The 25,793-nt window shown below is 57.8% G+C and carries 28 protein-coding genes, 2 tRNA genes and 1 pseudogene; 26 read left to right on the plus strand and 5 right to left on the minus strand.

Features of this window, described 5'->3' with window-relative positions; genetic code table 11:
* Window position 1 precedes the first annotated feature (1 nt).
* From selD to yqeB, 6 genes are read left to right on the plus strand one after another with little or no spacing between them, the layout of a single operon-like run.
* Window positions 2-1,039: a selenide, water dikinase SelD gene (gene selD / locus P0G09_RS02700; RefSeq protein ID WP_275251847.1), complete on the plus strand. Its 1,038-nt coding sequence runs from the start codon at window positions 2-4 to the stop codon at window positions 1,037-1,039.
* Window positions 1,040-1,053: 14 nt separating this feature from the next.
* A complete protein-coding gene (yedF, locus tag P0G09_RS02705) occupies window positions 1,054-1,686 on the plus strand; it encodes a sulfurtransferase-like selenium metabolism protein YedF (protein WP_275251848.1) in 633 nt (210 codons plus the stop codon).
* Window positions 1,683-2,816 (plus strand): aminotransferase class V-fold PLP-dependent enzyme, encoded by a 1,134-nt coding sequence (locus P0G09_RS02710; protein ID WP_275251849.1) that lies wholly within the window; start codon window positions 1,683-1,685, stop codon window positions 2,814-2,816. The genes yedF and P0G09_RS02710 overlap by 4 nt, the downstream gene beginning before the upstream one ends.
* 3 nt (window positions 2,817-2,819) lie before the next feature.
* Window positions 2,820-3,050 carry a DUF3343 domain-containing protein gene (locus tag P0G09_RS02715; protein ID WP_097771062.1) on the plus strand — a complete coding sequence of 77 codons (231 nt, stop codon included), beginning with the start codon at window positions 2,820-2,822 and terminating at the stop codon, window positions 3,048-3,050.
* A gap of 18 nt (window positions 3,051-3,068) precedes the next feature.
* Window positions 3,069-4,100, plus strand: a complete 1,032-nt coding sequence (locus P0G09_RS02720) for an XdhC/CoxI family protein (RefSeq protein WP_275251850.1) — start codon at window positions 3,069-3,071, stop codon at window positions 4,098-4,100.
* 3 nt (window positions 4,101-4,103) lie between these two features.
* Window positions 4,104-4,919 (plus strand): selenium-dependent molybdenum cofactor biosynthesis protein YqeB, encoded by an 816-nt coding sequence (gene yqeB / locus P0G09_RS02725; RefSeq protein ID WP_275251851.1) that lies wholly within the window; start codon window positions 4,104-4,106, stop codon window positions 4,917-4,919.
* Window positions 4,920-4,958: 39 nt separating this feature from the next.
* On the opposite strand, the gene P0G09_RS02730 is transcribed toward yqeB, so the two are convergent.
* Window positions 4,959-5,501, minus strand: a complete 543-nt coding sequence (locus tag P0G09_RS02730) for a DUF4364 family protein (RefSeq protein WP_097771065.1) — start codon at window positions 5,499-5,501, stop codon at window positions 4,959-4,961.
* 92 nt (window positions 5,502-5,593) lie between these two features.
* Entirely contained in the window at window positions 5,594-6,529 is a 936-nt protein-coding gene (locus P0G09_RS02735) for a S1 RNA-binding domain-containing protein (protein WP_005932778.1), read from the minus strand.
* A gap of 196 nt (window positions 6,530-6,725) precedes the next feature.
* Between P0G09_RS02735 and P0G09_RS02740 the strand changes: the two genes are divergently transcribed.
* The 7 genes from P0G09_RS02740 to P0G09_RS02770 all read left to right on the plus strand — a co-directional run bounded on the left by P0G09_RS02740 (window position 6,726) and on the right by P0G09_RS02770 (window position 12,718).
* Window positions 6,726-6,917, plus strand: a complete 192-nt coding sequence (locus P0G09_RS02740; RefSeq protein ID WP_005932779.1) for a DUF951 domain-containing protein — start codon at window positions 6,726-6,728, stop codon at window positions 6,915-6,917.
* Window positions 6,918-6,948: 31 nt separating this feature from the next.
* Window positions 6,949-8,040 carry a peptide chain release factor 1 gene (gene prfA / locus P0G09_RS02745; protein ID WP_275251854.1) on the plus strand — a complete coding sequence of 364 codons (1,092 nt, stop codon included), beginning with the start codon at window positions 6,949-6,951 and terminating at the stop codon, window positions 8,038-8,040.
* An 87-nt stretch (window positions 8,041-8,127) separates the two neighbouring features.
* Window positions 8,128-9,153, plus strand: a complete 1,026-nt coding sequence (locus P0G09_RS02750; protein WP_275251855.1) for an L-threonylcarbamoyladenylate synthase — start codon at window positions 8,128-8,130, stop codon at window positions 9,151-9,153.
* Entirely contained in the window at window positions 9,150-9,779 is a 630-nt protein-coding gene (gene coaE / locus P0G09_RS02755; RefSeq protein WP_005932782.1) for a dephospho-CoA kinase, read from the plus strand. Before P0G09_RS02750 ends, coaE begins: the two co-directional genes overlap by 4 nt.
* Complete coding sequence (locus P0G09_RS02760; RefSeq protein WP_275251856.1) at window positions 9,776-10,339, plus strand: lytic transglycosylase domain-containing protein; 564 nt, start codon at window positions 9,776-9,778, stop codon at window positions 10,337-10,339. Before coaE ends, P0G09_RS02760 begins: the two co-directional genes overlap by 4 nt.
* Before the next feature lie 82 nt (window positions 10,340-10,421).
* Entirely contained in the window at window positions 10,422-11,822 is a 1,401-nt protein-coding gene (locus P0G09_RS02765) for an aminopeptidase (RefSeq protein ID WP_275251857.1), read from the plus strand.
* 125 nt (window positions 11,823-11,947) lie between these two features.
* Window positions 11,948-12,718 (plus strand): MerR family transcriptional regulator, encoded by a 771-nt coding sequence (locus P0G09_RS02770; protein ID WP_227622011.1) that lies wholly within the window; start codon window positions 11,948-11,950, stop codon window positions 12,716-12,718.
* On the opposite strand, the gene P0G09_RS02775 is transcribed toward P0G09_RS02770, so the two are convergent.
* The gene (locus P0G09_RS02775; protein WP_275251858.1) at window positions 12,678-13,526 is read right to left on the minus strand and encodes a polysaccharide deacetylase family protein; all 849 of its coding nucleotides are present in this window, start codon (window positions 13,524-13,526) and stop codon (window positions 12,678-12,680) included. The two genes, P0G09_RS02770 and P0G09_RS02775, sit on opposite strands and share 41 nt — an antisense overlap.
* Before the next feature lie 141 nt (window positions 13,527-13,667).
* Between P0G09_RS02775 and P0G09_RS02780 the strand changes: the two genes are divergently transcribed.
* Window positions 13,668-13,747, plus strand: a tRNA-Leu gene (locus tag P0G09_RS02780).
* Window positions 13,748-13,860: 113 nt separating this feature from the next.
* On the opposite strand, the gene P0G09_RS02785 is transcribed toward P0G09_RS02780, so the two are convergent.
* Window positions 13,861-13,941: transfer RNA gene (locus tag P0G09_RS02785), tRNA-Leu, on the minus strand.
* A gap of 181 nt (window positions 13,942-14,122) precedes the next feature.
* Between P0G09_RS02785 and spoIVB the strand changes: the two genes are divergently transcribed.
* From spoIVB to P0G09_RS02820, 7 genes are all read left to right on the plus strand, one after another.
* Window positions 14,123-15,346 (plus strand): SpoIVB peptidase, encoded by a 1,224-nt coding sequence (gene spoIVB / locus P0G09_RS02790; protein WP_275251859.1) that lies wholly within the window; start codon window positions 14,123-14,125, stop codon window positions 15,344-15,346.
* A 135-nt stretch (window positions 15,347-15,481) separates the two neighbouring features.
* Window positions 15,482-16,240, plus strand: a complete 759-nt coding sequence (spo0A, locus tag P0G09_RS02795) for a sporulation transcription factor Spo0A (protein ID WP_005932794.1) — start codon at window positions 15,482-15,484, stop codon at window positions 16,238-16,240.
* A 181-nt stretch (window positions 16,241-16,421) separates the two neighbouring features.
* On the plus strand, window positions 16,422-16,604 hold the full coding sequence (locus P0G09_RS02800; protein ID WP_275251860.1) for a site-specific integrase: 183 nt from the start codon (window positions 16,422-16,424) through the stop codon (window positions 16,602-16,604).
* 73 nt (window positions 16,605-16,677) lie between these two features.
* Window positions 16,678-17,523, plus strand: coding sequence for a PD-(D/E)XK nuclease family transposase (locus P0G09_RS02805; RefSeq protein ID WP_275251861.1), 846 nt, complete (start codon window positions 16,678-16,680; stop codon window positions 17,521-17,523).
* Between the two features lie 17 nt (window positions 17,524-17,540).
* Complete coding sequence (locus P0G09_RS02810; RefSeq protein ID WP_156061224.1) at window positions 17,541-17,693, plus strand: hypothetical protein; 153 nt, start codon at window positions 17,541-17,543, stop codon at window positions 17,691-17,693.
* Between the two features lie 164 nt (window positions 17,694-17,857).
* Window positions 17,858-18,319, plus strand: coding sequence for an NUDIX domain-containing protein (locus P0G09_RS02815; RefSeq protein ID WP_275251862.1), 462 nt, complete (start codon window positions 17,858-17,860; stop codon window positions 18,317-18,319).
* A 112-nt stretch (window positions 18,320-18,431) separates the two neighbouring features.
* Window positions 18,432-19,604, plus strand: coding sequence for an MFS transporter (locus tag P0G09_RS02820; RefSeq protein ID WP_275251863.1), 1,173 nt, complete (start codon window positions 18,432-18,434; stop codon window positions 19,602-19,604).
* A gap of 157 nt (window positions 19,605-19,761) precedes the next feature.
* On the opposite strand, the gene P0G09_RS02825 is transcribed toward P0G09_RS02820, so the two are convergent.
* Window positions 19,762-20,841, minus strand: coding sequence for an AI-2E family transporter (locus P0G09_RS02825; protein ID WP_275251864.1), 1,080 nt, complete (start codon window positions 20,839-20,841; stop codon window positions 19,762-19,764).
* A 522-nt stretch (window positions 20,842-21,363) separates the two neighbouring features.
* Here P0G09_RS02825 and rpmE point away from each other — a divergent pair.
* The 5 genes and pseudogenes from rpmE to P0G09_RS02850 all read left to right on the plus strand — a co-directional run bounded on the left by rpmE (window position 21,364) and on the right by P0G09_RS02850 (window position 25,791).
* A complete protein-coding gene (gene rpmE, locus P0G09_RS02830; RefSeq protein WP_005926533.1) occupies window positions 21,364-21,564 on the plus strand; it encodes a 50S ribosomal protein L31 in 201 nt (66 codons plus the stop codon).
* Between the two features lie 180 nt (window positions 21,565-21,744).
* A pseudogene (locus tag P0G09_RS02835) lies at window positions 21,745-22,398 on the plus strand (ABC transporter ATP-binding protein); the annotation flags it as partial.
* Window positions 22,399-22,484: 86 nt separating this feature from the next.
* A complete protein-coding gene (locus tag P0G09_RS02840) occupies window positions 22,485-23,357 on the plus strand; it encodes an ABC transporter permease (RefSeq protein WP_275251865.1) in 873 nt (290 codons plus the stop codon).
* A gap of 15 nt (window positions 23,358-23,372) precedes the next feature.
* A complete protein-coding gene (locus P0G09_RS02845; protein ID WP_275251866.1) occupies window positions 23,373-24,818 on the plus strand; it encodes a GldG family protein in 1,446 nt (481 codons plus the stop codon).
* A 10-nt stretch (window positions 24,819-24,828) separates the two neighbouring features.
* Complete coding sequence (locus tag P0G09_RS02850; RefSeq protein ID WP_275251867.1) at window positions 24,829-25,791, plus strand: DUF4340 domain-containing protein; 963 nt, start codon at window positions 24,829-24,831, stop codon at window positions 25,789-25,791.
* Window positions 25,792-25,793 lie beyond the last annotated feature (2 nt).

Consider the following 25,793-nt stretch of genomic DNA (forward strand, 5'->3'; position numbering starts at 1 on the left):
AATGGCAGAACAAGGCCCCATTGTCTTCTGCACCGGCGGCGGATGCACCGCCAAGCTGGGTGCCGGGGTACTGAGCCGCATTCTGGAAAAGCTGCCCCGGGGCGAAAAAGACCCCGATCTTCTGGTTGGCTACGACAGCCGGGATGATGCTGCCGTCTACCGCATCACCGAGGATATTGCCCTGGTGCAGACGGTGGATTTCTTCCCGCCGATGGTCGATGACCCCTATACCTTCGGGCAGATCGCCGCGGCCAATGCCCTGAGCGATGTCTACGCCATGGGCGGTGAGGTCAAAACGGCACTGAATCTTGTCTGCTTCCCCGAGAGCATGGATCTGAACGTGCTGGGGGAGATCCTGCGCGGCGGTGCCGAAAAGGTGGCCGAAGCCGGGGGCACGCTGGCGGGCGGGCACTCCATTGCCGATACCGGCGTGAAGTACGGCCTGTCGGTGACCGGTCTGGTAGACCCGCACCGCCTGACGGCCAACGATACCGGCCGCTCGGGCGACAAGCTCCTTCTGACCAAGGCGCTTGGCGTGGGGCTGATCTGCACCGCCAACCGGGTGGGCGAAGCCGCTCCGGAACAGATGGAAGCCGCAGTCCGCTCCATGACAACCCTGAATAAAACAGCGGCAGAGATCGCACGCAGGTACGAGGTGCACGCCGCCACGGATGTGACCGGGTTCAGCTTCCTGGGCCATCTGCACGAGATGATGGGGGAGAAGCTCTCCTGCGTCATCGATGCCCATGCGGTGCCGGTGCTGCCCGGGGCGTGGGAGGCTGCGGATGCCTGCCTGTACACCGCCGCCGGTCAGCGCAACCGCAACCACACCGGGCCCTTTGTCCGGTTTGAGGAAGTGCCCTTCCCGATGGAGGAGATCCTGTTTGATCCCCAGACCTCCGGCGGCCTGCTGTTTGCCGTGGCCCCGCAGGATGCCGCTGCTCTGGAAGCAGAGCTGCAGGCAGCGGGTCTGCCCGCAAAGATCGTGGGCACCATTGGGGAAAAGCAGACACCGGAGATCACAGTAACATACGAATGATGGAGGAACAACCGATGATCAAGATCGATGCCCGTGGAGATGCCTGCCCGCTGCCCGTGGTCAAGGCCAAAAAGGCCATAGCAGAGCTGCACGGCCCCGGCGAGGTGGAAGTGCTGGTGGACAATGAGATCGCTGTCCAGAACCTGACCAAGATGGCCCAGCAGAAGGGCTATCTGTCCAGCTCCGAAAAACTGGCCGAGCAGGAATACCGTGTCCGCTTTACCATCAAGGACACGCCCGCTGCGGAAACCGCTGTGCCGGGCGCGATGAAACAACAGGCAGAGGCGGAAACCTGCATCCCGGATGCCCGCACCGATACGGTGGCGGTCATCGCGTCCGACAAGATGGGGGAAGGGGCCGAGGAGCTGGGCAAGACCCTGCTCAAGGCCTTCGTGTTCTCCCTGACCCAGCAGGACAAGCTGCCCAAGACGATCCTCTTCTATAACGGCGGTGCATCCCTGACCTGTGAGGGCTCGCCCATGCTGGAAGACCTGAAGGCACTGGAGGCTGAGGGCGTGGAGATCCTGACCTGCGGTACCTGCCTGAACTTCTATGGCCTGACCGAGAAGCTGGCCGTGGGCGGTGTGACCAATATGTATGTCATCGCCGAAAAAATGCTGAACGCCGGGAACGTGGTCAAGCCGTGATCTACCTTGATAACGCCGCAACCACCCTGCACAAGCCCCCGGAAGTGGGGCAGGCGATGCTGGATGCTCTGCAGACAGCGGGCAACCCGGGCCGTGGAGCCCATGCGCCCACCCTGCACGCCTCCCGTGTCGTCTACGAGATCCGGGAAGCACTGGCTCGGCTCTTCCACGCCGAAGGCCCGGCCTGCATCGCCTTTGCATCCAATGCGACCCAGGCGCTGAACACGGCCATCAACGGGCTCTTTGGCCCGGGGGATCATGTCATCACCACGGTCTGCGAGCACAATTCCGTCCTGCGGCCCCTCTACCGCCTCCAAAGGCAGGGGGTTGAGGTGAGCTTTGTGGATGTGGACGCAAACGGTGTGCTCTGCTATGCACAGTTTGAGCAGCTGCTCCGTCCCAACACCAGGGGAGTGGTTGTGACCGGTGCTTCCAATGTCACCGGAAACTGCACGGACCTGGCGTTCGTATCCGCTTTTGCAAAAAAGCACGGCCTGTTGTTTCTCGTGGATGCCGCCCAGACAGCGGGTGCCATGTTGGTGGATGTGCAGGCGCTGGGGATCGATGTGCTCTGCTTTACCGGGCACAAGGCGCTGCTGGGCCCGCAGGGCACCGGCGGGCTGTATGTCCGGCCCGGGCTGCAGGTTGCCCCCCTTGTGGTGGGCGGCAGCGGAGTCCACAGCTTTGATGAACACCACCCCGTCGAAATGCCCACTGCTCTGGAAGCCGGGACGCTGAATGTGCCTGGGATCGCCGGGCTGGGGGCCGGGGTGCGCTGGCTCCTGACGCAGGGCGTGGAAGCGCTGGAAACAAAAGAAAATGCGCTTGCACGCCTGTTTTACGAAACTGTCCGGGAAATTCCCGGTGTGCGGCTTTATGGTGACTTCACTGCGCCGCGTGCGCCCATCGTCTCGCTGAATCTGACGGGCGAGGATTCCGCCCGGGTGGCGGATGTGCTCTGGGAAGAGTACGGCATCTGTGTGCGGGCCGGTGCGCACTGTGCCCCGCTGATGCACAAGGCGCTGGGCACCGTGGAGCAGGGTGTGGTGAGGTTCAGCTTCTCCCACACCAACACCCGGGAGGAGGCGCTTGCTGCTGCCCGTGCGGTGCGCAGCCTGGCGGAGGAATAAACGATGCGTGCAAAGAGACCCTATATCGTGTTATCCTTCCGCACCACAGTGGAAGCGATGGCATGGGAAAAACACTGCGAAGCGGAACACATCCCCGGGCGGCTCATTCCGCTGCCCCGGGAGCTCTCTGCCGGGTGCGGCCTTGCGTGGCGGATGCCGCCCGAGGACTGGCCGCTGTGGCAGAGCCGCATCGACCCCGCCGCCTATGATGCCGCAGCGGTGGTAGAACAATAACAAATAAAGGAGAATTGGATGGGAAACCGTTCTTTTTTCAATGCACTCCATAACCGGGAGGGGGATTTTCTGCTGGCCACGGTGCTGGAAGGCCCGGCGCAGGGGGAACGTGTCCTGCTGCGGAACACAGCACCGGTCTGGCCGGAGGAACTGCCTGCGTTCTGGGGGGAGCATCTGCCTGCCTTGGCCGCTGTGACCTCCAGTGGAATTCTGGAATCAGCCGGACAGCGCATCTTTGTGGAGCGCTTTGGCGCAGCCCCGCAGCTTGTGGTCTGCGGCGGCGGCCATGTGGGCGCGTCGGTGGTGCGGCTGGCAAAGCTGCTGGGCCTGCCGGTCACAGCGCTGGAGGACCGCCCCGAGTTTGCGGAGGAGCTGCGTCAGGCCGGGGCCGATGCTGTGCTCTGCCTGCCCTTTGCAGAGGGGCTTGCGCAGATCCCCGGCGGGCAGGAGACATACTTTGTGGTCGTGACCCGTGCCCACAGCTGTGATATTGCCTGCCTGCGTTCCATTCTGCAAAAGCCCGCCGCCTATGTGGGCATGATGGGCAGCCGGAAGCGCGCGGCTCTGGTGCACACACAACTGGCCGAGCTGGGGCTGCCGCAAGAGCGCATTGATGACCTGCACGCGCCCATTGGGCTTTCCATTGGGGCAAAAACCGCACAGGAGATCGCACTTTCTATTCTTGCGGAGATCGTCTCCGTTAAAAACAGCCGCCAGCAGACCGAGGGCTTTTCCCCGGCGCTGCTGGCCGCGCTGGAACAACAGACCGTTCCGGCGGTGCTGGCGACCATCGTAGGCCGCCATGGCTCTACGCCACGGGAGGAAGGCTCCAAGATGTTGGTCCTGCCCGATGGCTCTGCCGTGGGCAGCGTGGGCGGCGGCATCATGGAGTACCGCACCCAGCAGCTGGCGCGGGAATTGCTGGAGCCGGGGGCTGCCCCGTGCAGGCTGGCCGCCTTTACCACAGAGGGGGCCAGCGATGCCGCGGCCATTGCGGCCTGCGGCGGCTCCATGGAAGTCTTTTTGCAGCGTCTGGAACCGGAGGAATGAGCCATGAAGCGTAATGACCTGATCGTTGTCCGGGGCGGGGGAGACCTTGCCACCGGTGTTGTGCATCGGCTCTGGTCGGCTGGCCTGCGGGTGCTGGTGCTGGAAACGGCCCATCCCGCCGCCATCCGTCGGCAGGTGTCTCTCTGTGAGGCTGTTTACGAAGGCGAGACCGCTGTGGAAGGAATGCGGGGCATCCGGGTGGAGACGCTGGCAGATGCCGATGCCGTCTGGGCACAGAACGCCGTGCCGGTCCTGATAGACCCAACGGGTGCTTGCCTGCCGCAGGCAAGGCCAGCTGTTCTGGTGGATGCCATCATCGCAAAGAAAAATCTGGGCACCACCCGGGAGATGGCTCCGCTGACCATTGCCCTTGGCCCCGGCTTTGCGGCGGGGCAGGATGTGGACGTGGTGGTGGAGACCAAGCGCGGCCACAAGCTGGGCCGCATCATCCGGGAAGGATCTGCCGCACCCAACTCCGGCGTGCCGGGCATCATCGGCGGCTATGGTGCCGAGCGTGTACTTCATGCACAGGCCGCGGGTATCTTCCGCAACCTGCATTCTATCGCTGATTTTGTGGAGGCGGGCGAGGCTGTGGCCGAGATCGAAACGCCGGACGGTCAGCGTCTGCCGGTGGTCACACAGATCTCCGGCATCCTGCGGGGGCTGCTGCGGGATGGCTACCCGGTGACCAAAGGGTTCAAGGTGGCTGATGTGGATCCCCGCCGTGCGGAGCTGGAAAACTGCTTCCTCATCTCGGATAAGGCCCGCTGCATTGCGGGCAGTGTGCTGGAACTGATCACAGCAGCGTGCTGGAACTAAAAGAAACGGGACTGTTTTTGCAACAGCCCCGTTTCTTTGTTACTCTGTCAGTTTGGTGATGAGCATCTGATAGATCTCGTTGCCCTTGAGGATGAATTGCTTCTTGACCAGATCGGCACTCAGCCGGTCAGGCGTGCCGATGTCCAGACAAAACAGCTCCTGATCCAGTGCCTTGATGGTGCAGCGGATGGAGCAGTGGCCGTCCGGCTTTTCGGTGATACGGGCGCTGTACTCGGCCTCTTTGCGGGCCCAGGTCTGGCTGCGCAGAACCGCCGCCACCGCGCGCTCCCGCACACTGCGGGGCAGGTCATAGGCAAGCTCCTGCGCGACCTTGCGTCCTTTTTCGGTGATGGAATAGCGATCTTCCTTCAGCGTGACCAGCTGCTGGCGGGTGATATCATCCAGACAGGAGCCGATCTCAAAATAGTTGACCAGCTGCTCTTCCATCAGCGCATTCTCAATCTCCGTCCGGGTGATCGGCCCGGCATTCTTTACCAGATAACACAACAGCAACCGGATCTCCGTGCTGTCGGTCAGCCCGCCGGGACGAACACCGGCGGTAAAAGCATCGTTGGCGGCCATCGTTCTGCACATCCCCTTGTTATTTCAAATTGCTGCCCGGCACTGCCTCGGGGCAGGCCGTAAAGAATCACTTTCTTATAGTATAAAGGGTTTCAGACCGGATTGCAAGCCGCAACCGCAAAATCTGTCTCAATGCGCTTGCGGCTTTCGGGGGTGGAATACAGCCAGTGGTCGATATGCCCCTCGGTGATGAAATAGCGCAGGTCGAACCGGTGGCTCTGGCCCAGGCTGTGGTTGACGATGACCAGCTTGATCTTCATTTTATCGGGCAGGATGTTTTTGATGTAGACGCTTACCGCCTGCCCGGGGTGCAGGTCGGGGCAGGTCTCGGCAAGGCCGGCCAGATTGGGGGCGATCTCCACAAAGGTGCCGTATTCCTCCACGCTCCGCACAATGCCCACCACGGTCTCGCCCACGGTGAACCCGGCGGCGTTCTCCTCCCAGGTGCCCAGCAGCTCACGGATGGTCAGCACGAATCGCCCCTGCACATCCCGGCTTTTGATGGCGCACAGGATCTGCTGGCCCACACTCACCCGGTCGGCAGGGGAGGAGATGCGGCTGACCGACATGCAGTCGATGGGCAGCAGGGCGCTGATGCCGCACCCAACGTCACAAAAGGCACCAAACGGCTCGATGTGGGTCACAGTGCAGGGCAGGATGTCCCCGGGCTGTAAGGTGTCCAGATACTCTGCCTTGCACATCCGCTGTGCCTCAGCCCGGGAAAGCAGGTAGCAGGGCTGGCCGTTTTCCCCGGTCTCCATCCCTTCGATCACAAAGCAGGTGGGGCGGCCCACCCGCGTCAGCACCGCAATGTCCCGCACGGTGCCGCTCTCGGCTCCATCGGCACACTGGCCAAAGGGCATCACGGCCTTTACCCCGCCCAGGTCGAACCGGAGCTGGCGCTGGGTGTCAAAGGCAAGGGCAGTGCTCTGTAAAATTTCGCGGCTGGCGATGGCGGCGCGCAGTTCTGCGGGGCTGAGCCGGTCTGCGGAGCGGTAATTGCCTTCAGTACGAAATGTCTGCATCATGGTTTGTTCCTCTTTCTGTGTTATTTTAGCGTTTTCCGCTGCACGTCGGCACACAAAGCAGGTGTCGGCATTAAAACTCTATGCGCGGACAATTGCATTTTATACGAGTTTGGTTTATACTATATCTGTATGTGCGGCATGGAAACCTGCTGCACAGGGTACTGCCCCGCAAAGGGGCGGCAGGAGGGAAAGAAACATGGATATCGCAGTGGGAGATACCATCCAGACCCGCAAAAAACACCCGTGCGGAGCTTCCAGCTTCGAGGTGCTCCGGGTCGGTATGGATTTCAAGATCCGCTGCACGGGCTGCGGCCGTGAGGTCATGCTGCCCCGCGCGAAAATTGAAAAAAACATCAAGAAAGTGCTCAAGCCCGGCGCTGCCGAGTAACCATTGGGTCATGTAAGGAGAACTGCACAGTATGTCAAGACTGCTTTCCCAAATGGAGGCTGTCAGCCACCGGTTTGAAGAACTTTCCATCCGCCTGAACCAGCCGGAAACAGCGGCAGATCCTGCACTGTTCCGCCGCCTGATGCAGGAGTATCACGAGGCGGAACCCGTGGTGCAGGCTTATCAGGCCCTGACCACGGCGCAGGATCATCTTGCTCAGGCCAAAGCCCTGCTCGAGGGCGAGACCCTTGATCCGGACTTTAAGGAAATGGTACAGCAGGAGATCGGCGAAAAAAGTCAGGAAGTGGCGCAGCTGGAAAATAATCTCAAAATTTTGCTGCTGCCCAAGGATGTCAACGATGATAAAAGTGTCATCATGGAGCTGCGCGGCGGTGCGGGCGGCGAAGAAGCCGCGCTGTTTGCCCACAGCCTGATGCGGATGTACACCATGTACGTCCAGAGCAGGGGCTGGGAGCTGGAGGTGCTGAACCTCAACGAGACGGAGCTGGGCGGTGTCAAGGAAGCCATCCTTGCCGTGAACGGCGCAGGGGCCTATAACCGGCTCAAGTATGAGAGCGGAGTGCACCGTGTCCAGCGTGTGCCCGAGACCGAAACGCAGGGCCGCATCCACACCTCCACGGCAACCGTGGCGGTGATGCCGCAGGCCGAAGAGGTGGATCTTGTCATCGACCCCAAGGATCTGCGCATCGATACCTTCCGCTCCTCGGGTGCGGGCGGCCAGCACATCAACAAAACGTCCAGCGCCATCCGGGTGACGCACATCCCCACCGGAATGGTGGTGGAGTGCCAGAACGAGCGCAGCCAGTTCCAGAATAAGGATAAGGCGCTGGAGATCCTGCGCAGCCGCCTGCTGGCCCAGAAGCAGAAGGAACAGCAGGATGCCATCAATGCCAACCGCGCGGGGCAGGTGGGAACCGGTGATCGCAGCGAGAAGATCCGGACTTACAACTTCCCGCAGGATCGCTGCACCGACCACCGCATTGGCCTGACGGTCCACAATCTGGATAAGATCATGGACGGAAATCTGGACGAGATCATTGATGCATTGGCAACCCATGAACAGGCCGAAAAACTGCGTCAGCTCAACGCACAGACCGAATGAAGCTATGATGAAAAGAATAACGTGTTTGTGTTGATTTAATGATTGAAAAGTATTTATACTTTACAGATAGAAAGAATGATGAACCGCATGAAAATGAAAACTGAAATTTTACCTGCTGAGGGCGAAGCAATCGCCAAAGCGGCTGACCTGCTGCGCAGAGGGGAGCTGGTGGCCCTGCCCACCGAGACGGTCTACGGCATTGCCGCCGATGCGCGCAACGGCGCGGCAGTCGCAAAGATCTTTGTGGCCAAGGGCCGCCCGCAGGACAACCCCCTGATCGTCCATGTCACCGGCCCGGAGATGCTGCCCGGCCTTGTCAGCGAGGTGCCCGAGCGTGCCCAGCTGCTGATGGCCGCGTTCTGCCCCGGCCCTCTGACCATCATCATGCCCCGCGGCCCGGAGGTGGCCGCGGAGTGCTGTGCCGGTCTGGACACGGTGGGCATCCGGATGCCCAGCCACCCGGTGGCACGGGCTGTCATTGCGCAGAGCGGCTGTGCCTTTGCGGCCCCCAGCGCGAACCTTTCCGGCAAGCCCAGCCCCACCAACGCACAGGATGTGTTCACCGATATGGATGGCCGTCTGCCCCTGATCCTGGATGGCGGCGAGTGCGATGTGGGTGTGGAGAGTACCGTGATCTCTGTGGTAGGCGAAAAGCCCACCCTGTTCCGCCCCGGCCATATCACGCTGGAAGATCTGGAGCGCGCTCTGGGTGAGGAGGTCGAGGTCTCCAAAGCCATCCTCGAAAAGCTGCCCGAGGGTGCTGTTGTCCGCAGCCCCGGCATGAAGTATAAGCATTACGCCCCTAAGGCAGATGTCACCCTGCTGGAAGGTACCTTTGAGCAGTTCAAGGCCTATGTGGATGCCCATGCCGACCAGAACCCCAGCTGCCTCTGCTTTACCGGCGAGGCCGAAAAGCTCGGCTGGCCCTGCGTGGAGTATGGCAGAGAGGGCGATGGTGCCGATCAGGCAAAGCATATCTTCCGCAGCCTGCGTGCCCTGGATGAGCAGGGGGACGGCGTGGTTTATGCCCGCTGCCCGAAAAAGGACGGCCTGTCCATGGCAGTGTACAACCGCCTGATCCGAGCGGCAGCGTTCCGGGTGATCCAGCTATGATCACGCTTGGGATCACCGGCCGCAGCGGCTGCGGCAAATCGACCGTGACGGCGGTGTTTGCCGCCCATGGTGTCCCGCTGGTGGATGCCGACCAGATCTCCCGCGAGATCCTTCTGCCCGGTTCTCCGCTGCTGCCTGTGCTGGCCCAACGGTTCGGGGCAGATATCCTGTATGCCGACGGTAGCCTGAACCGCCGCCTGCTGGCAGACCGCGCCTTTGCTGCGCCGGAAGGAAAGGCTGCTCTGGATTCCCTCGTGCTTCCGGAGATCATCCGGCGGGTCTGCAGACTGAAGCAGGCCGCCCGGGAAGCCGGAGCACCGCTTTTTGTGATAGACGGAGCCGTGATCGTGGGCACCGATGCGGAAAAAGAGTGCGACCACCTCTGTGTGGTCACTGCGCCCTTTGCCACCAGTGTGGCCCGCATTGCGGCCCGGGACGGCATTGCCCCGGAGATGGCGGCACGGCGGCTCAACGCCCAGACCCCGGAAGAAGTCCTGCTTGCCAGGGCCGATCTTGTCCTGCGCAACGATGCTGACCTTGCTTCTCTGGAAGCGGCGGCAGCGGCGCTCTGTGAGCAGCTGCAGGCTGAGGGTGCACGGAAAGGGGGCGCGGACACTTCGCTTTGAAAAAGTTTTTGAAAACGCTGGTGCTGCTCTTTCTGCTCTGTGTGGTCCTGCTGGCGCTGCCGCCGGTGCGCCGTCAGGTGGAACAGCGGCTCTACCCGCGGAAATACAACGACCTTGTGGAGCAGTACGCTGCCGAGTATGACCTTGACCCGCTGCTGATCTATTCCTTCATCCGCACCGAGAGCGGCTTTGACCCGGGCGCAACTTCCAGTGTCGATGCGCGCGGCCTGATGCAGATGACGGAGGAGACCTTCCTCTGGCTCCGCAGTAAGCTGGGCCTGGGGGAGGAGGTTTCCTTTGGCGACCTGTACGACCCCGATGAGAGCATCCGCTTTGGATGCTATTACCTCCACCTCTGTCTGGTGCGTTACAACGGTGATATCTCCACGGCCGCCGCAGCCTACCACAGCGGGTGGGGCACCGTGGATGCCCTGCTTCAGAAGGAGGAACATTCAGAGGACGGGTTGACCCTGTCGGGTTTCCCCTATAACCAGATGCACCACTATGTGGAAAAGATCACCGCCTGCTACGCCAAGTACACCGAGCTGTACGGAGCCTGAGCAGGCTGCAAACCCGCTTGAACCGGCTTGCGCCGGTTTGAAATATTTAGGAATACCGAAAGAGAAAGGCAGGAGAAATTCTATGGCAGAAAAAACTCCGAACCAGCAGCTGGCTGAAAAGCTGCTCTATAAGCCTGCTTACGTCGCCGATAAGGACGCTGACGTGAAGCAGAAGGCCCACGACTTTGCCGAAGGCTACAAGAAGTTCCTGGATGCAGGCAAGACTGAGCGCGAGGTCGCCGCCGAGAGCGAGCAGATGCTCAAGGATGCAGGCTACCAGCAGTTCGACCCGAAAAAGACCTACAAGCCCGGCGACAAGATTTACTTTGTCCAGTACAACAAGGCTGTGGTGGCTTCCACCATCGGTACCAAGAGCTTTGAGGATGGTTTCCATCTGGTCATTGCCCACACCGACAGCCCCCGTCTGGACCTGCGTCCCACCCCGCTGTATGAGTCTGACCACCTGAGCTACTTCAAGACCCATTACTACGGTGGTATCCGCAAGTATCAGTGGGGCACTATCCCTCTGTCCATCCACGGCGTGTTCACCCGTGAGGATGGCTCCACCGTCACCGTCCGTGTGGGCGAGGATGAGAACGATCCCGTCTTCTGCATCACCGACCTGCTGCCCCATCTGGGTGCCGAGCAGAACGCCCGTCCCCTGAAGGACGGCATCAAGGCTGAGGAGCTGAACATCCTCATCGGCTCCGACGCTGTTGATGACGAGAACGTCAAGGAAGCTGTCAAGCTGAACACCATGATCCTGCTCAACGAGAAGTACGGCATCACTGAGAAGGAGTTCATGCGCGCTGAGATCGAGATCACCCCGGCTTACAAGAGCCGCGACGTTGGTTTCGACCGCTCCATGGTGGGCGGCTATGGCCACGATGACCGTGTGGACGCTTATCCCGCACTGATGGCCGAGATCGAGACCAAAAACCCCGCCTACACCACCGTCTGCGTCCTGACCGATAAGGAAGAGATCGGCTCCGATGGCGTGACCGGTATGCAGAGCATGTACGCCTTCCACTTCATGCAGGAGCTTTGCCGTACCGCCGGTCAGGATGATATCCTGGCCTTCCGTCACAGCGTCTGCCTGTCCGCTGACGTGACCGCTGCCTACGATCCCACCTGGGCAAGTGCATTCGAGCCTATGAACGGCACTTATGCAGGCCGCGGCGTTGCCATCTTCAAGTACACCGGCGGCGGCAGCAAGGGCTCCGCAAGCGATGCCTGCGCTGAGCTGGTCAGTGATATCACCCGGATGCTGGACAACGGCAATGTTGCATGGCAGATCGGTGAGCTGGGCCGTCTGGATCTGGGCGGCGGCGGCACCATCGCCAAGTATGTCGCAAACCGCGGCATCCCCGTGCTGGATATCGGTGTGCCTGTGCTGTCCATGCACGCTCCCTTCGAGGTCATCCATAAGAACGACCTGTACATGGCTTACCGTGCCTTCTCCCTGTTCAACAACGCACAGTAAGTGCAATCCAGAATGAATGGCCCCGGCAGGTTTTGCGCCCGCCGGGGCATTTTTGCGCTATTTTTTGAAAAATGCTTGACCTTCAACCGACTTTATGGTGTAGTGTAAGGGCGGAGGTGAAGCAAATGAACATCAAACAGGCTGCGGAACAGAGTGGAGTTTCCAGCCCCAACATCCGCTTCTACGAAAAAGAAGGGCTGATGACCCCTGCCCGTAACCGGGGCAATGCCTACCGGGATTACACCGCCGGGGATATCCGGACCCTGAAACTGATCCGGATGCTTCGGATGCTGGATATGCCGCTGCCCGTAATACAGAGGGTCCTCAACGGGGAACAGCCGCTGAGCGAAGCACTTCAGGCACAGCAGGCGGTACTGGAGCAGCAGGCGGCACAGCTGGCGGGTGCGATCCGCTTTTGCGCAGAGCTGACCCAACAGACTCCTCAGGTGGATCAGCTGGATGTGGACGACTGCCTGAAACGGATGCAGGACCCGCAGGAGCCGGGCAGATTTTTCTCCGGCTGGCTCAGGGATTACCGTACCGTGGCAGAAAACGAACAGAAAAAACGCTTTTTCATCGTATCGGAACAGTCCATCAATACCCCGGAGGATTTTGCAGCCGTGCTGCTGCGCTATGGGGAAGCTCAAGGGAGCCCCGTCTGCATCACAAAAGGGGGAATGTACCCGGAGTTTGAGTGGCACGGTATCCGGTATAAGGCATGGCGCGGGCAGGGCCGCTATTGCGATTCTATCTGCTGCGAAGCACTCTTCCCGGAATCTCTCAAAACGGGACTGCCGCTCAGGCGGGAACGCCTGCTGCGCTGGCTACGGCGGCTGCTCCCTGTGGCAGTGGCCGCTATGGTGCTGGGAGCACTTGCTCTACGCGGCAGAATGTGAACCCCTGATCCCGATACCACTGGATGATGTCCGGCAGCGCCTCGGCGGTGGTGCGGGTGGTGGCAGAATCATGCATCAGAACGATGCACTGGGTCTGCTCGCCGGTCTCACGCACTACATTCCGGTAGATGGTTCCGGCACTGGGCTTGCCGCCCACGGCATCCTCAGCACAGACATTCCAGTCTACATAGGCATATCCCTTCTCGGCACACTGCTGTTTCAGCTCGGCCATCACACCACGCCCGCCGTAGCGGCGGCTGACCGTGTTGGTGCTGCCGCCCGGAAAGCGCAGGTAATGCAGAGAAGCTGTGTTGACATAGGGCGAGATGCGCTTTTTCAACAGGGTGATATCCTGCCAGTAAGCATCTGCACTCTGGTAGATGTCACTGTATTCATGGGAAGCAGAATGCAGCGCGATCTGGTGGCCTGCTGCCGCTACATCCGCAATGAGCGGCAGGTATTTTTCATTGTAGCCCGTGGCCACCACAAAAAAGGTGGCCTTGACCCCGGCGGCGTTCAGCGCATCCAGAACCGCCGGGGTCGTTTTGCTGGGGCCGTCATCAAAGGTCAGGCAGACCCATTTCTCCGGCATCGGCTCTTCCTGCGGCAATGAGCTTGCAGGGGCCGCCTCCGGAGCAGGGGAGGCAAAGCCGGTATCCGGTACCGGGGTCAGATCGCTTTCCTGGCAGCCGGGCCCCGCCGGCACAGCAAAGAACAGCCCCAGCCCAAAGCCTGCCGCTGCGCCCGCCAGAAGCAGAGCTGCCCCGCGAAATAAAATCGTCCCGTTTGCTCTCAGCCATGAAACCATCTCCCAAACCTCCTTGACAGATCACATTGGATCTGCAGTATCTCTTATAGGATATGACCCGCTGAAAATTTGTAGAATACAAAAGCAGGCAGAGGAATTGACATTTCCCGTAAAAATTGATAAACTAAATAAGTTCTCCGTGCAGGAGTGGCGGAATGGCAGACGCGCTGGTTTTAGGCACCAGTTCCCAGTGAGTGAGGGTTCAAGTCCCTTCTCCTGCATACAAAAAGGCAGGCCCTTGGATAGAATCCGGGCCTGCCTTTTTGTTTGCGGCTTTGATTGGAAAGCATAAGAAAAGCCCACGATCTATCGCTAGACCGTGGGCTTTCTTTTATGCGAGGGAGGGGACTCGAACCCCCAAGGATAAACCACACGCACCTCAAACGTGCGCGTCTGCCAGTTCCGCCACCCTCGCACAACTATAAAATTGTTGCAATCCCGGATTTCTGAGGCTTGAAACCGTTGTTGCGGACTGCTTGAATATACTACCACATTACCCCTGGAAAGTCAAGCGATTTTGATAGAAATTTCCTCGTTTCATATTCAATGGTTTCCCGGTGCATACTAGAACAAATTATCACCGGGGAGGCAGGGCCGTGAAACGACGCAACAGAGCATACCGATTGCTGAGACTGACAGCAGTATATCTGCTCCTGCTGCCGTTTCTGCTGCTGGGTTGGCTGTACAGCCGCCTGCCGGATCGTGTTTATCTGGAACCCGGGCAGGCCTTGCTTTTGCCCCGCTTTGGCTGGGTGGAACCTATGGGACTTCACGGCAGCCAGAATGCGGCCAGTACCCAGGTCGTGGGCAGTTACCAGACCACTCTGTCACTGGGCGGCTGGCTTCCCATCAAGAACATCCGCACGGTGGTCACGGAGCGCACGCAGGTCACGGTCTGCGGTACGCCGTTCGGGGTCAAAATGTTCTCTGAGGGGGCACTGATCGTTGGCTTTTCCGATATCGACAGCCCCGGCGGGAGCACAGTGAACCCGGCAAAGGCAGCGGGACTGCGCCTGGGAGACCGCGTAATCCGCATTGGACAGATCAGCACGGAAAACAATGACGCTGTGAAGGAAGCGCTGGAAGCCGCCCGGGGAAGCGCCGCAGAGGTCATCTATGTCCGCAGCGGGGAACAGCGCAGCACCACCCTGACCCCTGTCTGGGATGCTGCTGCCGCTCAGTGGCGGGCAGGCATGTGGGTGCGGGATTCCTCCGCCGGTGTGGGCACTCTGACCTTTGTGGATCCAGAAAAGGGTGTCTTTGCAGGGCTGGGGCATCCCATCAGCGACGGCGACACCGGCGAAAGCATCGCTCTGCGCAGCGGGGAGATTGTGCCGTGTGAGATCACCGGGTGCAGCATGGGCACTGTGGGCAGCCCAGGGGAGCTGAAGGGGAAATTCCTGAGCGCCCACGCCATTGGCAGCATCCGAATCAATGGAGAAAACGGTGTTTATGGCACAACACGGACAGGCTTTTCCGGGCAAACCATGCCGGTGGCATTTGCGCAGGAGGTCGAGACGGGGGATGCACAGATCCTGGCTACCGTCGCCGGGGAAACACCCCGTACCTACCATGTCCGCATCGAAAAGATCGGCGATGCCGACCTGCGCCGCAATATGGTCGTCCGGGTGGTGGACAAAGCCCTGCTTACCCGAACCGGCGGCATTGTGCAGGGGATGAGCGGCAGTCCCATTTTGCAGAATGGGCGGCTGGTCGGTGCAGTGACCCATGTTCTCGTCAACGATCCGACACGGGGCTATGGAATTTTCGCGCAGACCATGCTGGAGCAGGCTGAACAGGTTGCAACGGCGGAAAAATGAGCAGATTTGGTAAAACGAAACAGGCTGATTCGACTTAAGATTCCATAATATGGCAAAAATAACAGTTGAAATCCATGGGAATTTATGGTAAAATAAGAAACGTAAGGAAAACCGCACACATTGGAGGAATGAACGATGGACAAGATCAAATTTTTGATGTCGGATACTGGCGCAGAGATCACGGCAGCCTGTCGTGAAGCTTTGGAGCAGAAGGGCGTAGAGGTGACCGTGGTGGAAAAAGACGGCCTGAAGGTCCTGCAGAAAATGCTTGCAGTGCGGCCCCAGGTGGTGTTGCTGGATGCCTTTATGCCCGGGCTGGATGCGCTGGCCGTGAAACAGAAGTACAATGCAGCCGGTGAGCGTCACACCTCTTTCTTTGTGACGGGGGCGTTCCAGAGTGAGGAAATGGTGCAGGAGCTGCTGGACGAGGGCTTTGCTTACTACTTCGTCAAGCCCTTTGACGAGACGGTTCTGGCAAACCGCGTGCTGAAGGTGGCTGCCGGGCAGGAAAAGCGCATCCTGCACACCAGCGTGGACAGCGATGAACTGACAGTCACTGAGATCCTGCACCAGATCGGTGTTCCCGCCCACATCAAAGGCTACCAGTTCCTGCGGGATGCCATCCTGCTCACCATGAACGAGCCGGAGTACATCAACGCTGTGACAAAACGCCTCTACCCGGAAATTGCCAAGAAAAACGGCACCACTGCCAGCCGCGTGGAGCGCGCCATCCGCCATGCCATTGAGGTGGCGTGGGACCGGGGCGATGTGGATACCCTCAACAGCTACTTCGGCTATACCATCCACAACCTGCGGGGCAAGCCCACCAACAGCGAATTCATCGCGATGATCGCTGACAAGATGCGGCTGGATAAGCGGCAGAGAGCAGTGTGATGGATGTGCATGCCGACGTGATATTTTGTGCGCAAAGCTGGTGATTTTGGGATGGTGAAAAATGTTTATCGCTATGGAATTATAGAATTATGGATTCTGTAGCGATAAACTGATTGTTGATAGGACAATAAATCTCCGGAATTTATTGGGTGTGGAGCCGAATGGATTCCGGAGGTTTTTTATGGTGGAAAAAGATGTAGAAATGTTTCTGGAGGCGTGCGAGTTAAAGGGACTGAGCATGAAGACGATTGGAAGCTACGAGCAGACGTTGAGGTTGTTCATGCAACATTTGTACAAAAATGGAATTGAGCGCACGGAGGATGTGACGCACATGATGGTACAGAACTATATTAGCGTCAACTAATGTGGTTGAACGAAGGTTGATAAAATGACTGCTCTATGATAAAATAAACAATAGAAACAGGAGGTGAGGGAAGTTGCGGGAAACCGAAGCACAGAAGCGTGAACGGCATCATCAGGAAGACCTTCAGCGATTGAGAGGGTTCCGGCCTATCGACGATACGTTTATGCGCGGGATGTTCAAGGATAATATTCCATTGGCAGAACTGGTGCTCCGCATCATTGTGGGTAAACCTGATCTGACGCTGACCAAATGTGAAACGCAGGCCGACCTGAAGCGCGTGACTGGAGCACGGTCAATTTGTCTGGATGCATATGCCACCGACAGCACGGGCAAGAAATATGATATCGAGATTCAGCGCTCTGACAATGGAGCTGACCCACACCGGGCAAGATATCATTCCAGTGTGATGGATGTAGAAAATCTGGACAAGGATCAGGATTACCGAGAACTGCCGGATACCTATGTCATTTTTATCACGGAAAAAGATTACTATAAGGCCGGAAAACCTGTATATGTCGTTCAGAACATGAACCTGACATTAGGAGAGCCATTTGAAGACGGAACTCATATTCTGTATGTGAATGGCGAGTACCGTGGCGATTCGGACATCGGAAGACTGATGCACGATTTCAATTGTACCAGTGCAGAGGATATGAACTTTGACCTGATGGCAGAACGAACGCGCTACTTGAAAGAAAACCCGAAAGGAGTGGGCAGCATGTGCAAGGCTATGGAAGAATTGAGAGTTGAAAGCTATGCCGAGGGAAAAGCTGAAGGCGTAGAAATCGGTAAAATGGAACAGGCAAAAAAGACTGCCTTGAAACTCAGTCGGAAGGGAAATTCCGTAGAAGAAATCGCAGACCTTCTTGGCTATGATGTTGATACTGTAAGCAGTTGGATCGCCCCGAAAGCATGTTGAGCGAAATGTGCAAGGCTATGGAAGAGCTGAGAGTAGAAAGCCGAAAAGAAATGGCAGTTGAGATGGCACAGAGCCTTTATGAACAGGGTGTATCGATTGAGCAGATTGCAAAAGCAAGCAAGGTCGATGTGGACACTGTAAAAGGATGGCTCACACCGAAGGCTGGGTAACAGCAGAACAATAAGACACCAGCGTATCGTGTTACGAAAACATGGTACGCTGGCGTTTTTGTTTGAAGAAATTGCTATGTTCTCTTATTGCTGGTAAAATAGGGGCGGATGTACGAATAAGAATGAATGTGGGAGCGTGATGGAAAGTGGATATCTCTTTTAAGATGGGCGATGAAAAGTTCAATTACAGAGTGAGTGCAATCATAATTTCTAACGGAAGAATTTTGGCAATGTCCCATGACAAACCGTCAGAGTACTACTCTCTGCCCGGGGGTAGAGTGATGATGGAGGAAACGGCTGAACAAGCGATGATACGGGAAGTTCGGGAAGAGCTTGGTGTTTCACTGAAGATATCCCGGCCATTATGGTTGAATCAATCTTTTTTCACAAAAGATACAGATGGTCTCCGATATCACGAGATATGTATTTATTTTTTGATGGATACCGCAGATGCTGACCTGCTGGAAAGGCAAAACACGTTCACTCGAACAGAGGGAACCGATACGCATATATTTAAATGGTTAGAGATTGCTCAATTAAAGGATGAAACTTTTTATCCATTGTTCCTGAAAAAAGAAATTTCCAACCTTCCGGATGGGTTCACGATCCGAACGGAAGTGCGATGATGAATCTGTGCTTTCAATGTTGACGTTTTTGTTGTACAAAATTGAGGAATTTATCCTAATGGCATTTCTTCTGTTGTGATATAATTGTATCGACCAAAAGGAGGAATGCAAGATGATCCATCTGCTGTTAGCGGTGATCTATGTTTCTTTTATCAGTCTGGGCCTGCCGGATTCTCTGTTGGGGGCAGCGTGGCCTTCGATCTATCAGGGATTTGGGGTTCCGGTCTCCTATTCCGGTGTGATATTCTGCATCATATCAGTGGGAACGGTGCTCTCCAGCCTGCAAAGTGACCGGATGACTCGTCGGTTTGGAGCGGGCGGCGTTACGGCCATCAGCGTTGCCATGACCGCCGCAGCGCTGTTCGGGTTCTCTGTCAGCAGCTCATTCTGGGCTATGTGCCTGTGGGCGATCCCTTATGGACTTGGAGCTGGAAGCGTGGATGCGGCACTCAACAACTATGTGGCGCTCCATTTTGCCAGCCGCCACATGAGCTGGCTCCATTGTATGTGGGGGATCGGAGCCTCGGTCGGGCCCTACATCATGGGCGCGGCGCTTTCTTCCCGCGCCGGGTGGCAGACGGGGTATCGGGTCATCAGTGTGATGCAGATGGTGCTGACGATCATTATTCTGCTGAGCCTCCCGCTCTGGAAAACGAAATCGGGTGCGAATGCCGAGGAGCTGGAAGCAGTCCCGGCAGAAGCGCTGACCCTGAAACAGATTTTCCGAATCTCCGGCGTAAAAGAGGTTCTGGTCACATTTTTCTGCTACTGTTCTCTGGAGCAGACCACCAGCCTGTGGGCCAGCAGTTATCTGGTGCTGAACAGGGGAATCGCGCCGGAGACCGCCGCCGGCTTTGCCAGTCTTTTCTTTGTCGGCATCACCGTGGGACGGGCGTTGTGCGGTTTCCTGACCATGAAATTCGATGACACCCAGATGGTTCGTATGGGGCAGGGGATCATCGCGATTGGGATAGCGGCGTTTCTTCTGCCGCTTGGGGAAGCGGTAACACTGACAGGGCTGCTGCTGGTTGGTCTTGGCTGTGCTCCAATCTATCCCAGCATCATTCATGCAACGCCGGGTCGCTTCGGTGCGGACAGGTCACAGGCGATCATTGGGGTTCAGATGGCCAGCGCCTATATTGGCAACTGCCTGATGCCGCCGTTGTTCGGTGTGATCGCAAACCACACCACGATCGCGATTTTTCCGTATTATCTGCTGGTGATCCTGATTTTGATGGGATATATGCACGAAGCGCTGCAAAAGAAAACAAAAGCGGCGCAATAAAATACCGCTGCTCTTGCATTTGGGGAAATGCACAAGAGCAGCGGTATTTTTTGTATGCATGTCAATCCCGCACCTGCACCGGAACAGTCGGCAGGTCTCGCAGTCGGATGCGGCGCACCACGATGATGGTTCTGGATGCGGCACTGGGGGAAAACCTTTACTCAGACGGCCCGGATCGCTGGGGTTCTCTTGCCTGTATGCGTCGGCAGGCATCCTCCTTCACAAGCTCAATGATCACTGCCGTCAGGGGGATAAAGAAGATGATGCCGATGATGCCAAAGAGCTCTCCGCCGACCATAGCAGCCACAAGGGTGTACAGCGGAGAAAGTCCCACGGATTTTCCCACCACCCGGGGGTAGATGAACTGGTTTTCAATAAACTGTACGGCAAGGTAAACAATGAGACAGCGTACGGCCAGAACGGGATCCACCAACAGCACGAGGAACACGCTGACCACGCAGGAGATCAGCGCTCCGACGTAGGGGATGATGGCGCAGATGGCGGTCAGCATTCCCACCAGGCTGCCGTAGGGAATCTTGAAAACGGAAAACGCAAGAGCCATGAGAACGCCAAGGATCACGGCCTCACTGCATTGCCCTGTCAGAAAGTTTGCAAAGGATTGCCGGAACAGTCGGCAGAACTTCAGCAGCCAGGCGGAGTGGCTGGGCTTCAGGTAGGCACAGACCAATGTGCGGGCGTGGTGGCAGAGACTCTCCGAGCCAACGGACATATAAACAGAGATGATCAGGGCAAAGGATGCGGTCACCACGATATTTACCGTGGCAGATACGGCACCTACCGCATTGACCAGCACGGTATCGATGCTGTCTGTAACCCTGTGAAGCAGCTGCTCCCAGTCGATGCCCTCCAGCCAGCTCATCAGCCACCCCATGTCGGCATCCTGTGCGCTGAGATAGGCGGTCCAGCGGGGGATGTTTGCTTCGATCTGTACATAGAGACTGTGAAAAGACTGCACCAGCTCCGGGATCAGCAATGTCAGCGCCAGCACCAACACCAGCACAACACCCAGCAGGGTGATGAAGAAGCTCAGGAGATGGAGTACTTTATCCGAGGGCTGTCTTTTGGCCTTGCAGAACAGGCGTTTCAGCCGTTTTTCCAGCCCGGTCATAGGCACATTGATAAATAGTGCCAGGATGCCGCCTGCCAGAATGGGCAGTACCAGGTCTACCAGCTGTGCTGCAAAGGTCAGAACGGAAGAAAGCCGCAGCAGCGCCACAAAAAGCGTAACTCCTACAACAGTTATGAGCAGATATTGTTTTGTTTTTGGTTCCATAAAAATCCTTTCCCGGAGCTGATGGCTGAAATATGCAAAGAGAACGTCTGCGAACTCTTTTTTCGTATTGTAATCAGAAGCAGCTGGCTTGTCAAGAAGTCGGGAACTGCGGGGTTTTCTTTTTGGGCTGGGCGTGGTATAATATGTAGGTCGCAATTCCGTGAAAAAACTAAAAATAAACGGGAATGCGTGGAAAAGCAAAGGGATATAACAGAGAGTATCTTCGCTGCTTGCATAAGGTTGAATGAAAATCAACTTAATACAAAATTCCATAGTACAGTCCGTATAAAAACGACACGAAAAAAGCTGAAATTTCCTCTTGCTTTTTCTGAGATCTGTGCTATAATATTAAGGCAATCGTTTCCAAGGCCGCTCGCGGGGGTAGCCGATATTGAAGGTTGTGATGGGCACATACATTTATAATATGGCCCCAATAAGTCAGAACCAGAAATGAGGTGAAAAAGAATGAAACAGGGTATCCATCCGAACTACGTTGACTGCACCATCACTTGTGCTTGCGGCAACGTCATTAAGACTCGTTCTACCAAGCCCGAGATCCACGTCGAAGTTTGCTCCAAGTGCCATCCCTTCTACACTGGTAAGCAGAAGCTGGTTGACACCGGCGGACGTGTTGAGCGCTTCAACAAGCGTTTCGGCCGTAAGTAATTACTGGTCTTTTCAGCGCCGTCTCCTTTGGGAGACGGCGTTTTTTGTTGTTATGCCGCACAAAAGCTCTCTTTCTGTAATTTACACGCCGTTCCCTTATTTTGAACACATTTCCGGACTAAAATAAACCAGTATCTTCAAAAAGCGCTTTGCGCTGCCTTAGAAAGGAGCGTTGTGAACGTGATCGAAGTTTCTCATCTCACCAAACAGTATGGCAATCATCTTGCCGTGGACGATGTCTCGTTTACCGTGGCAGATGGCCAGATCTGTGGTCTGCTGGGGCCCAACGGCGCGGGCAAATCCACCATTATGAACATCCTCACCGGCTACCTCTCTGCCACCAGTGGGCAGGTGACGGTGGCAGGGCACCCTCTGCCCGAGGAGGCCGATGCCGCCAAGGCCTGTGTGGGCTATCTGCCCGAACAGCCGCCCCTTTACCCGGAAATGACGGTGCAGGAGTACCTGACCTTTGCCGCCGAGCTGAAGGGTGTGAAAAAGGCGGAACGGAAGGAGCAGGTGTGCAGGGCTGCCCGCCGTACCGGGCTGGAAGCCGTTCTGCCCCGGCTCATCCGCAGCCTTTCCAAGGGCTACAAGCAGCGGGTGGGCATTGCACAGGCATTGCTGGGCAGTCCCAGGCTCATCATTCTGGACGAGCCGACGGTCGGCCTGGACCCGGCACAGGTCATCGAGATCCGCAAGCTCATCCGGGAGCTGGGTCGGGCACATACGGTCATCCTGTCCAGCCATATCCTCAGTGAGGTGCAGGCAGTCTGCCAACAGATCCTGATCCTTTCCAAAGGGCATCTGGCGGCAGCAGGCAGTCTGGAGGAGCTGACCGCCGATGGCAAGAGCCTGGAAGAGGTGTTTCTGGAACTGACCGACGGTGAACCGGAAGAAGCAACCGGAGAGGAGGAAGCAGAATGACAGCTATTTTCAAGCGGGAATTCCGCAGCTTCTTTCACGGGATGCTGGGGTACGTTCTCACGGCGTTTCTGGTGGCGAGTTCCGGCCTGTATTTTCTGGCCCGGTGCCTGATCTACGGCCTGACCGATTTCAGTTATTACACCCTCTACCAGACCATTTTCATGCTGCTGCTCTATATCCCGGTGCTGGCGATGCGCTCACTGGCTGAGGAGCGCCACAGCCGCACCGACCAGCTGCTGCTCACCAGCCCGGTTTCAGTGTGGGGCATCGTGCTGGGCAAGTTCTTTGCCATGGCGGCTGTGTTCGCTCTGCCCTGCGCCGTGGATGCGGTGATGATCTTCATCCTCTGGGCGCTGGGCAGCACCGTGTCTGCTCTGATCGCAAACCTTGCGGGGCTGCTCTGCTACTTTTTGCTGGGCTGTGCGGCCATTGCATTGTGTGAGTTTCTCTCTGGCCTGACCGAGAACCAGATCATTGCCGCCGTGGCGGGCTTTTCAGCCTTGCTGCTGGCCTACCTGATGCCCAGCCTGCGCAGCATGTTCAATGCGGGCAGCGCCGTGGCGCTGGCAGTGTTCACCGGGATCGCAGGCGCGGCTTCTCTGGCGGCCGGTCTGCGCACCCGCAGTTTTGTGCTGGGGTGCCTGACCTTTGCGGCGCTCTGCCTGGGCCTGACGGGGCTGTTTCTGCTCCGCAGTGCATGGCTTACCGAGGCTTTCAGCGCTGTGCTGAGTGCCCTGTGCCTGTTTACACCCTTTGAGGATTTTGTCAACAACAGCTTCTCCATCCCTGCCGTGGTCTATTATCTGACTGTGACGGCAGTGTTCCTGTTCCTTACGGCGCAGGACATGGAGAAGCGCCGCTGGAACTGAGAGGAGGGAACACAGATGAAGCTTTTTGCAAAGCATAGCTCCTCGGGTGACGGGCGGGTGTTCCGCAGCGGGGTGTGGTCGACAGCCATTGCCGCGGCTGTGATCGTGCTGGCTGTGCTGGTCAATCTCATTGTCCGGGCCATTCCTTCCAGATATACCGAGTTCGATCTCTCCGAGGCTGGGCTCTACACCCTGAGCGAGAGCTCCAGACAGGTGGCCGACGATCTGACGCAGGATGTGACCATTTACTATCTGGCCCAGACCGGCAATGAGGACCAGATCATCTCCAAGCTGCTGGACAAATACGCCGCCCAGAGCAGCCATATCACCTGGGAGCTGAAAGATCCGGCAGTCTACCCGACCTTTGCGGCCCAGTACGGCGCACAGGATCTGACCTCCGGTGGGCTGATCCTGGTCTGCGGGGAACAGAGCAAGGTGCTGGATGCCGCAGAGCTTTACGACTACGATTACAGCGATTATGCCACCACCGGCGCGGCCAACGTGACCTTTGACGGTGAAAGCAAGATCACCTCTGCCATCTACCAGCTGACCAGCGGAGAGAGCCGCCGTGTGTACTACACCACCAACCACGGCGAGCAGGCGCTGACTTCCACCCTGACCGATGCGCTGGAAAGCCAGAACCTGACCGTCTCGGCACTTGACCTGCTCTCCCAGACCATCCCCGAGGACTGTGACCTGCTTGTCATCAACGATCCGGCGCAGGACTTTTCCGGCGCAGGCAGTCTGGTGGATGAGCTGGGCCAGCTGCGCAGCTACCTGAGCAACGGAGGCCGCGTGCTGCTGCTGACGGATTCCTATTATAGTACCCCCAATCTGGATGCTGTGATGGCCGAGTTCGGCCTGACCCGCACCGAGGGCCTTGTGGTGGAGGGCGACACCAACCACTACCTCAATGGCTACCCGGCCCTTTACCTGCTGCCGGATTATGCCAGTACAGAGGAATCCACCGCGCTGGACGGTGTGAACACCAGCCGCAGAGTTCTGCTGCAGATGGCACAGGGCATCACCCTGACCGAGACAGAGCATGTGGTCTCGGATGCCCTTCTGGTCAGCTCGGACAGTGCTTACAGCAAACCGGAAGGCTACGAGATGACCACCACCGAGAAGGCGGACGGCGACATTGCCGGTCCCTTCACGCTGGCAGCATACGCCCGCAATGAGGACACGGGTGCCCAGGTCATCTGGGTCAACTGCGGCAATATGGACAATGAGGGCATCTATCAGGTCATCCCGGGCAATGTGACCTTCCTGCAGGGGTGTGCGGCTTCGCTGGCCGGGCAGGAGAGCGCTGTCCTCATCGACAGCAAGGCACTGGAAGCAGCTCCGTTGGAAGTGCCCAGCATTGCCGCCTCTACGCTGGGCCTGCTCTTTGTCATCGTTCTGCCTGCGGCCCTGCTGGCTGTGGGTGCCGTGGTGGTCGTGCTGCGGCGCAGAAAGTGAGGACCTGTCCATGAAAGCAAAACGGCGCACCCTCGGGGTGCTGCTTTTCCTCATCCTGCTGGCAGGCGGCGTGTTTGTCCTGCTGACGCTGCGGAATGCCCGGGAAGAACAGGCTGCCAGTGCGGCCGCAGATGGAACCATTTCGCTGGCGGCAGTTTCGGGCAATGACCTGACGCAGATCGTGCTCCACTATCAGGGCGAGACGAACACCCTGCTCTATACCGCCGACGGCTGGACGCTGGCCGAAGATCCCGCTTACCATCTGGACACCTCTGCCTGCAACACGATGCTCACCGCGCTTTCCTCTTTGAATGCAAAGCGGGAGCTGAGCCCGCAGGCAGGGGAGGACTACGGCTTTGCGGAGCCTGCGCTGACCATAGAGGTGACGGCAGCGGGCGAAACGAACACCTATACCTTCGGGGCCAGCAATACCATGACAGGGGATCTCTATGTCTGCAAGAATAACAGCGATGTTATTTATACGGTATCGGGGACCAAAGCCGCCTGCTTTGAGTTGACCAGGGCGGAGCTATTCGGTGCCTTCAACCCGGCGGGGCTGACGGCCTCGGAGATCGAAGCCGTCTCCTATACGCTGGCCGATGGCGAGACCGTGACCCTGAAAGCAAACTCGGAGCCTGCAGCAGAGAGTGACAGCAACGCCTACCAGACTGTCTGGCGGCTGGCGGGGGATACCGCCGCAGAACTCGACGAGACAATGGTGGATGCTATCCTCTCGGCGCTCTGTGCCTATGTCTCGGCACAGGCAACAGATGCCGACCCGGCGGCGTATGGTTTTGAGGCCCCGCTGGTCACAGCAGAGGTCACCACAGCCGATGGCGCAATAAATCTGGCCTATGCCATGGGGACAGACGGCTGTTACCTGATGGTGGAAGGCGACAGCTCCGTTTATACGGTGGATGCCAGTGTGGTGAGTGCGCTTTTGTACCCCGCGGATCAGCTGAAAGCAGAATAAAA

The sequence above is a fragment of the Faecalibacterium sp. DFI.5.82 genome (assembly GCF_029076575.1).
Taxonomy (GTDB): Bacteria; Bacillota; Clostridia; order Oscillospirales; family Ruminococcaceae; genus Faecalibacterium; species Faecalibacterium duncaniae.

Bases quoted from the DNA above. Each gene is read 5' to 3' on its own strand.
- P0G09_RS02720 (WP_275251850.1), top strand. From the start codon at position 3,069: ATGGGAAACCGTTCTTTTTTCAATGCACTCCATAACCGGGAGGGGGAT.
- spo0A (WP_005932794.1), top strand. From the start codon at position 15,482: ATGGACAAGATCAAATTTTTGATGTCGGATACTGGCGCAGAGATCACG.
- P0G09_RS02765 (WP_275251857.1), top strand. From the start codon at position 10,422: ATGGCAGAAAAAACTCCGAACCAGCAGCTGGCTGAAAAGCTGCTCTAT.
- P0G09_RS02810 (WP_156061224.1), top strand. From the start codon at position 17,541: ATGGAAGAGCTGAGAGTAGAAAGCCGAAAAGAAATGGCAGTTGAGATG.
- P0G09_RS02850 (WP_275251867.1), top strand. From the start codon at position 24,829: ATGAAAGCAAAACGGCGCACCCTCGGGGTGCTGCTTTTCCTCATCCTG.
- selD (WP_275251847.1), top strand. From the start codon at position 2: ATGGCAGAACAAGGCCCCATTGTCTTCTGCACCGGCGGCGGATGCACC.
- P0G09_RS02800 (WP_275251860.1), top strand. From the start codon at position 16,422: ATGGTGGAAAAAGATGTAGAAATGTTTCTGGAGGCGTGCGAGTTAAAG.
- rpmE (WP_005926533.1), top strand. From the start codon at position 21,364: ATGAAACAGGGTATCCATCCGAACTACGTTGACTGCACCATCACTTGT.
- yedF (WP_275251848.1), top strand. From the start codon at position 1,054: ATGATCAAGATCGATGCCCGTGGAGATGCCTGCCCGCTGCCCGTGGTC.
- prfA (WP_275251854.1), top strand. From the start codon at position 6,949: ATGTCAAGACTGCTTTCCCAAATGGAGGCTGTCAGCCACCGGTTTGAA.
- P0G09_RS02770 (WP_227622011.1), top strand. From the start codon at position 11,948: ATGAACATCAAACAGGCTGCGGAACAGAGTGGAGTTTCCAGCCCCAAC.
- P0G09_RS02845 (WP_275251866.1), top strand. From the start codon at position 23,373: ATGAAGCTTTTTGCAAAGCATAGCTCCTCGGGTGACGGGCGGGTGTTC.
- P0G09_RS02740 (WP_005932779.1), top strand. From the start codon at position 6,726: ATGGATATCGCAGTGGGAGATACCATCCAGACCCGCAAAAAACACCCG.
- yqeB (WP_275251851.1), top strand. From the start codon at position 4,104: ATGAAGCGTAATGACCTGATCGTTGTCCGGGGCGGGGGAGACCTTGCC.
- P0G09_RS02750 (WP_275251855.1), top strand. From the start codon at position 8,128: ATGAAAATGAAAACTGAAATTTTACCTGCTGAGGGCGAAGCAATCGCC.
- coaE (WP_005932782.1), top strand. From the start codon at position 9,150: ATGATCACGCTTGGGATCACCGGCCGCAGCGGCTGCGGCAAATCGACC.
- P0G09_RS02820 (WP_275251863.1), top strand. From the start codon at position 18,432: ATGATCCATCTGCTGTTAGCGGTGATCTATGTTTCTTTTATCAGTCTG.
- P0G09_RS02735 (WP_005932778.1), bottom strand. From the start codon at position 6,529: ATGATGCAGACATTTCGTACTGAAGGCAATTACCGCTCCGCAGACCGG.
- P0G09_RS02815 (WP_275251862.1), top strand. From the start codon at position 17,858: ATGGGCGATGAAAAGTTCAATTACAGAGTGAGTGCAATCATAATTTCT.
- P0G09_RS02840 (WP_275251865.1), top strand. From the start codon at position 22,485: ATGACAGCTATTTTCAAGCGGGAATTCCGCAGCTTCTTTCACGGGATG.
- P0G09_RS02715 (WP_097771062.1), top strand. From the start codon at position 2,820: ATGCGTGCAAAGAGACCCTATATCGTGTTATCCTTCCGCACCACAGTG.
- P0G09_RS02730 (WP_097771065.1), bottom strand. From the start codon at position 5,501: ATGGCCGCCAACGATGCTTTTACCGCCGGTGTTCGTCCCGGCGGGCTG.
- P0G09_RS02775 (WP_275251858.1), bottom strand. From the start codon at position 13,526: ATGGTTTCATGGCTGAGAGCAAACGGGACGATTTTATTTCGCGGGGCA.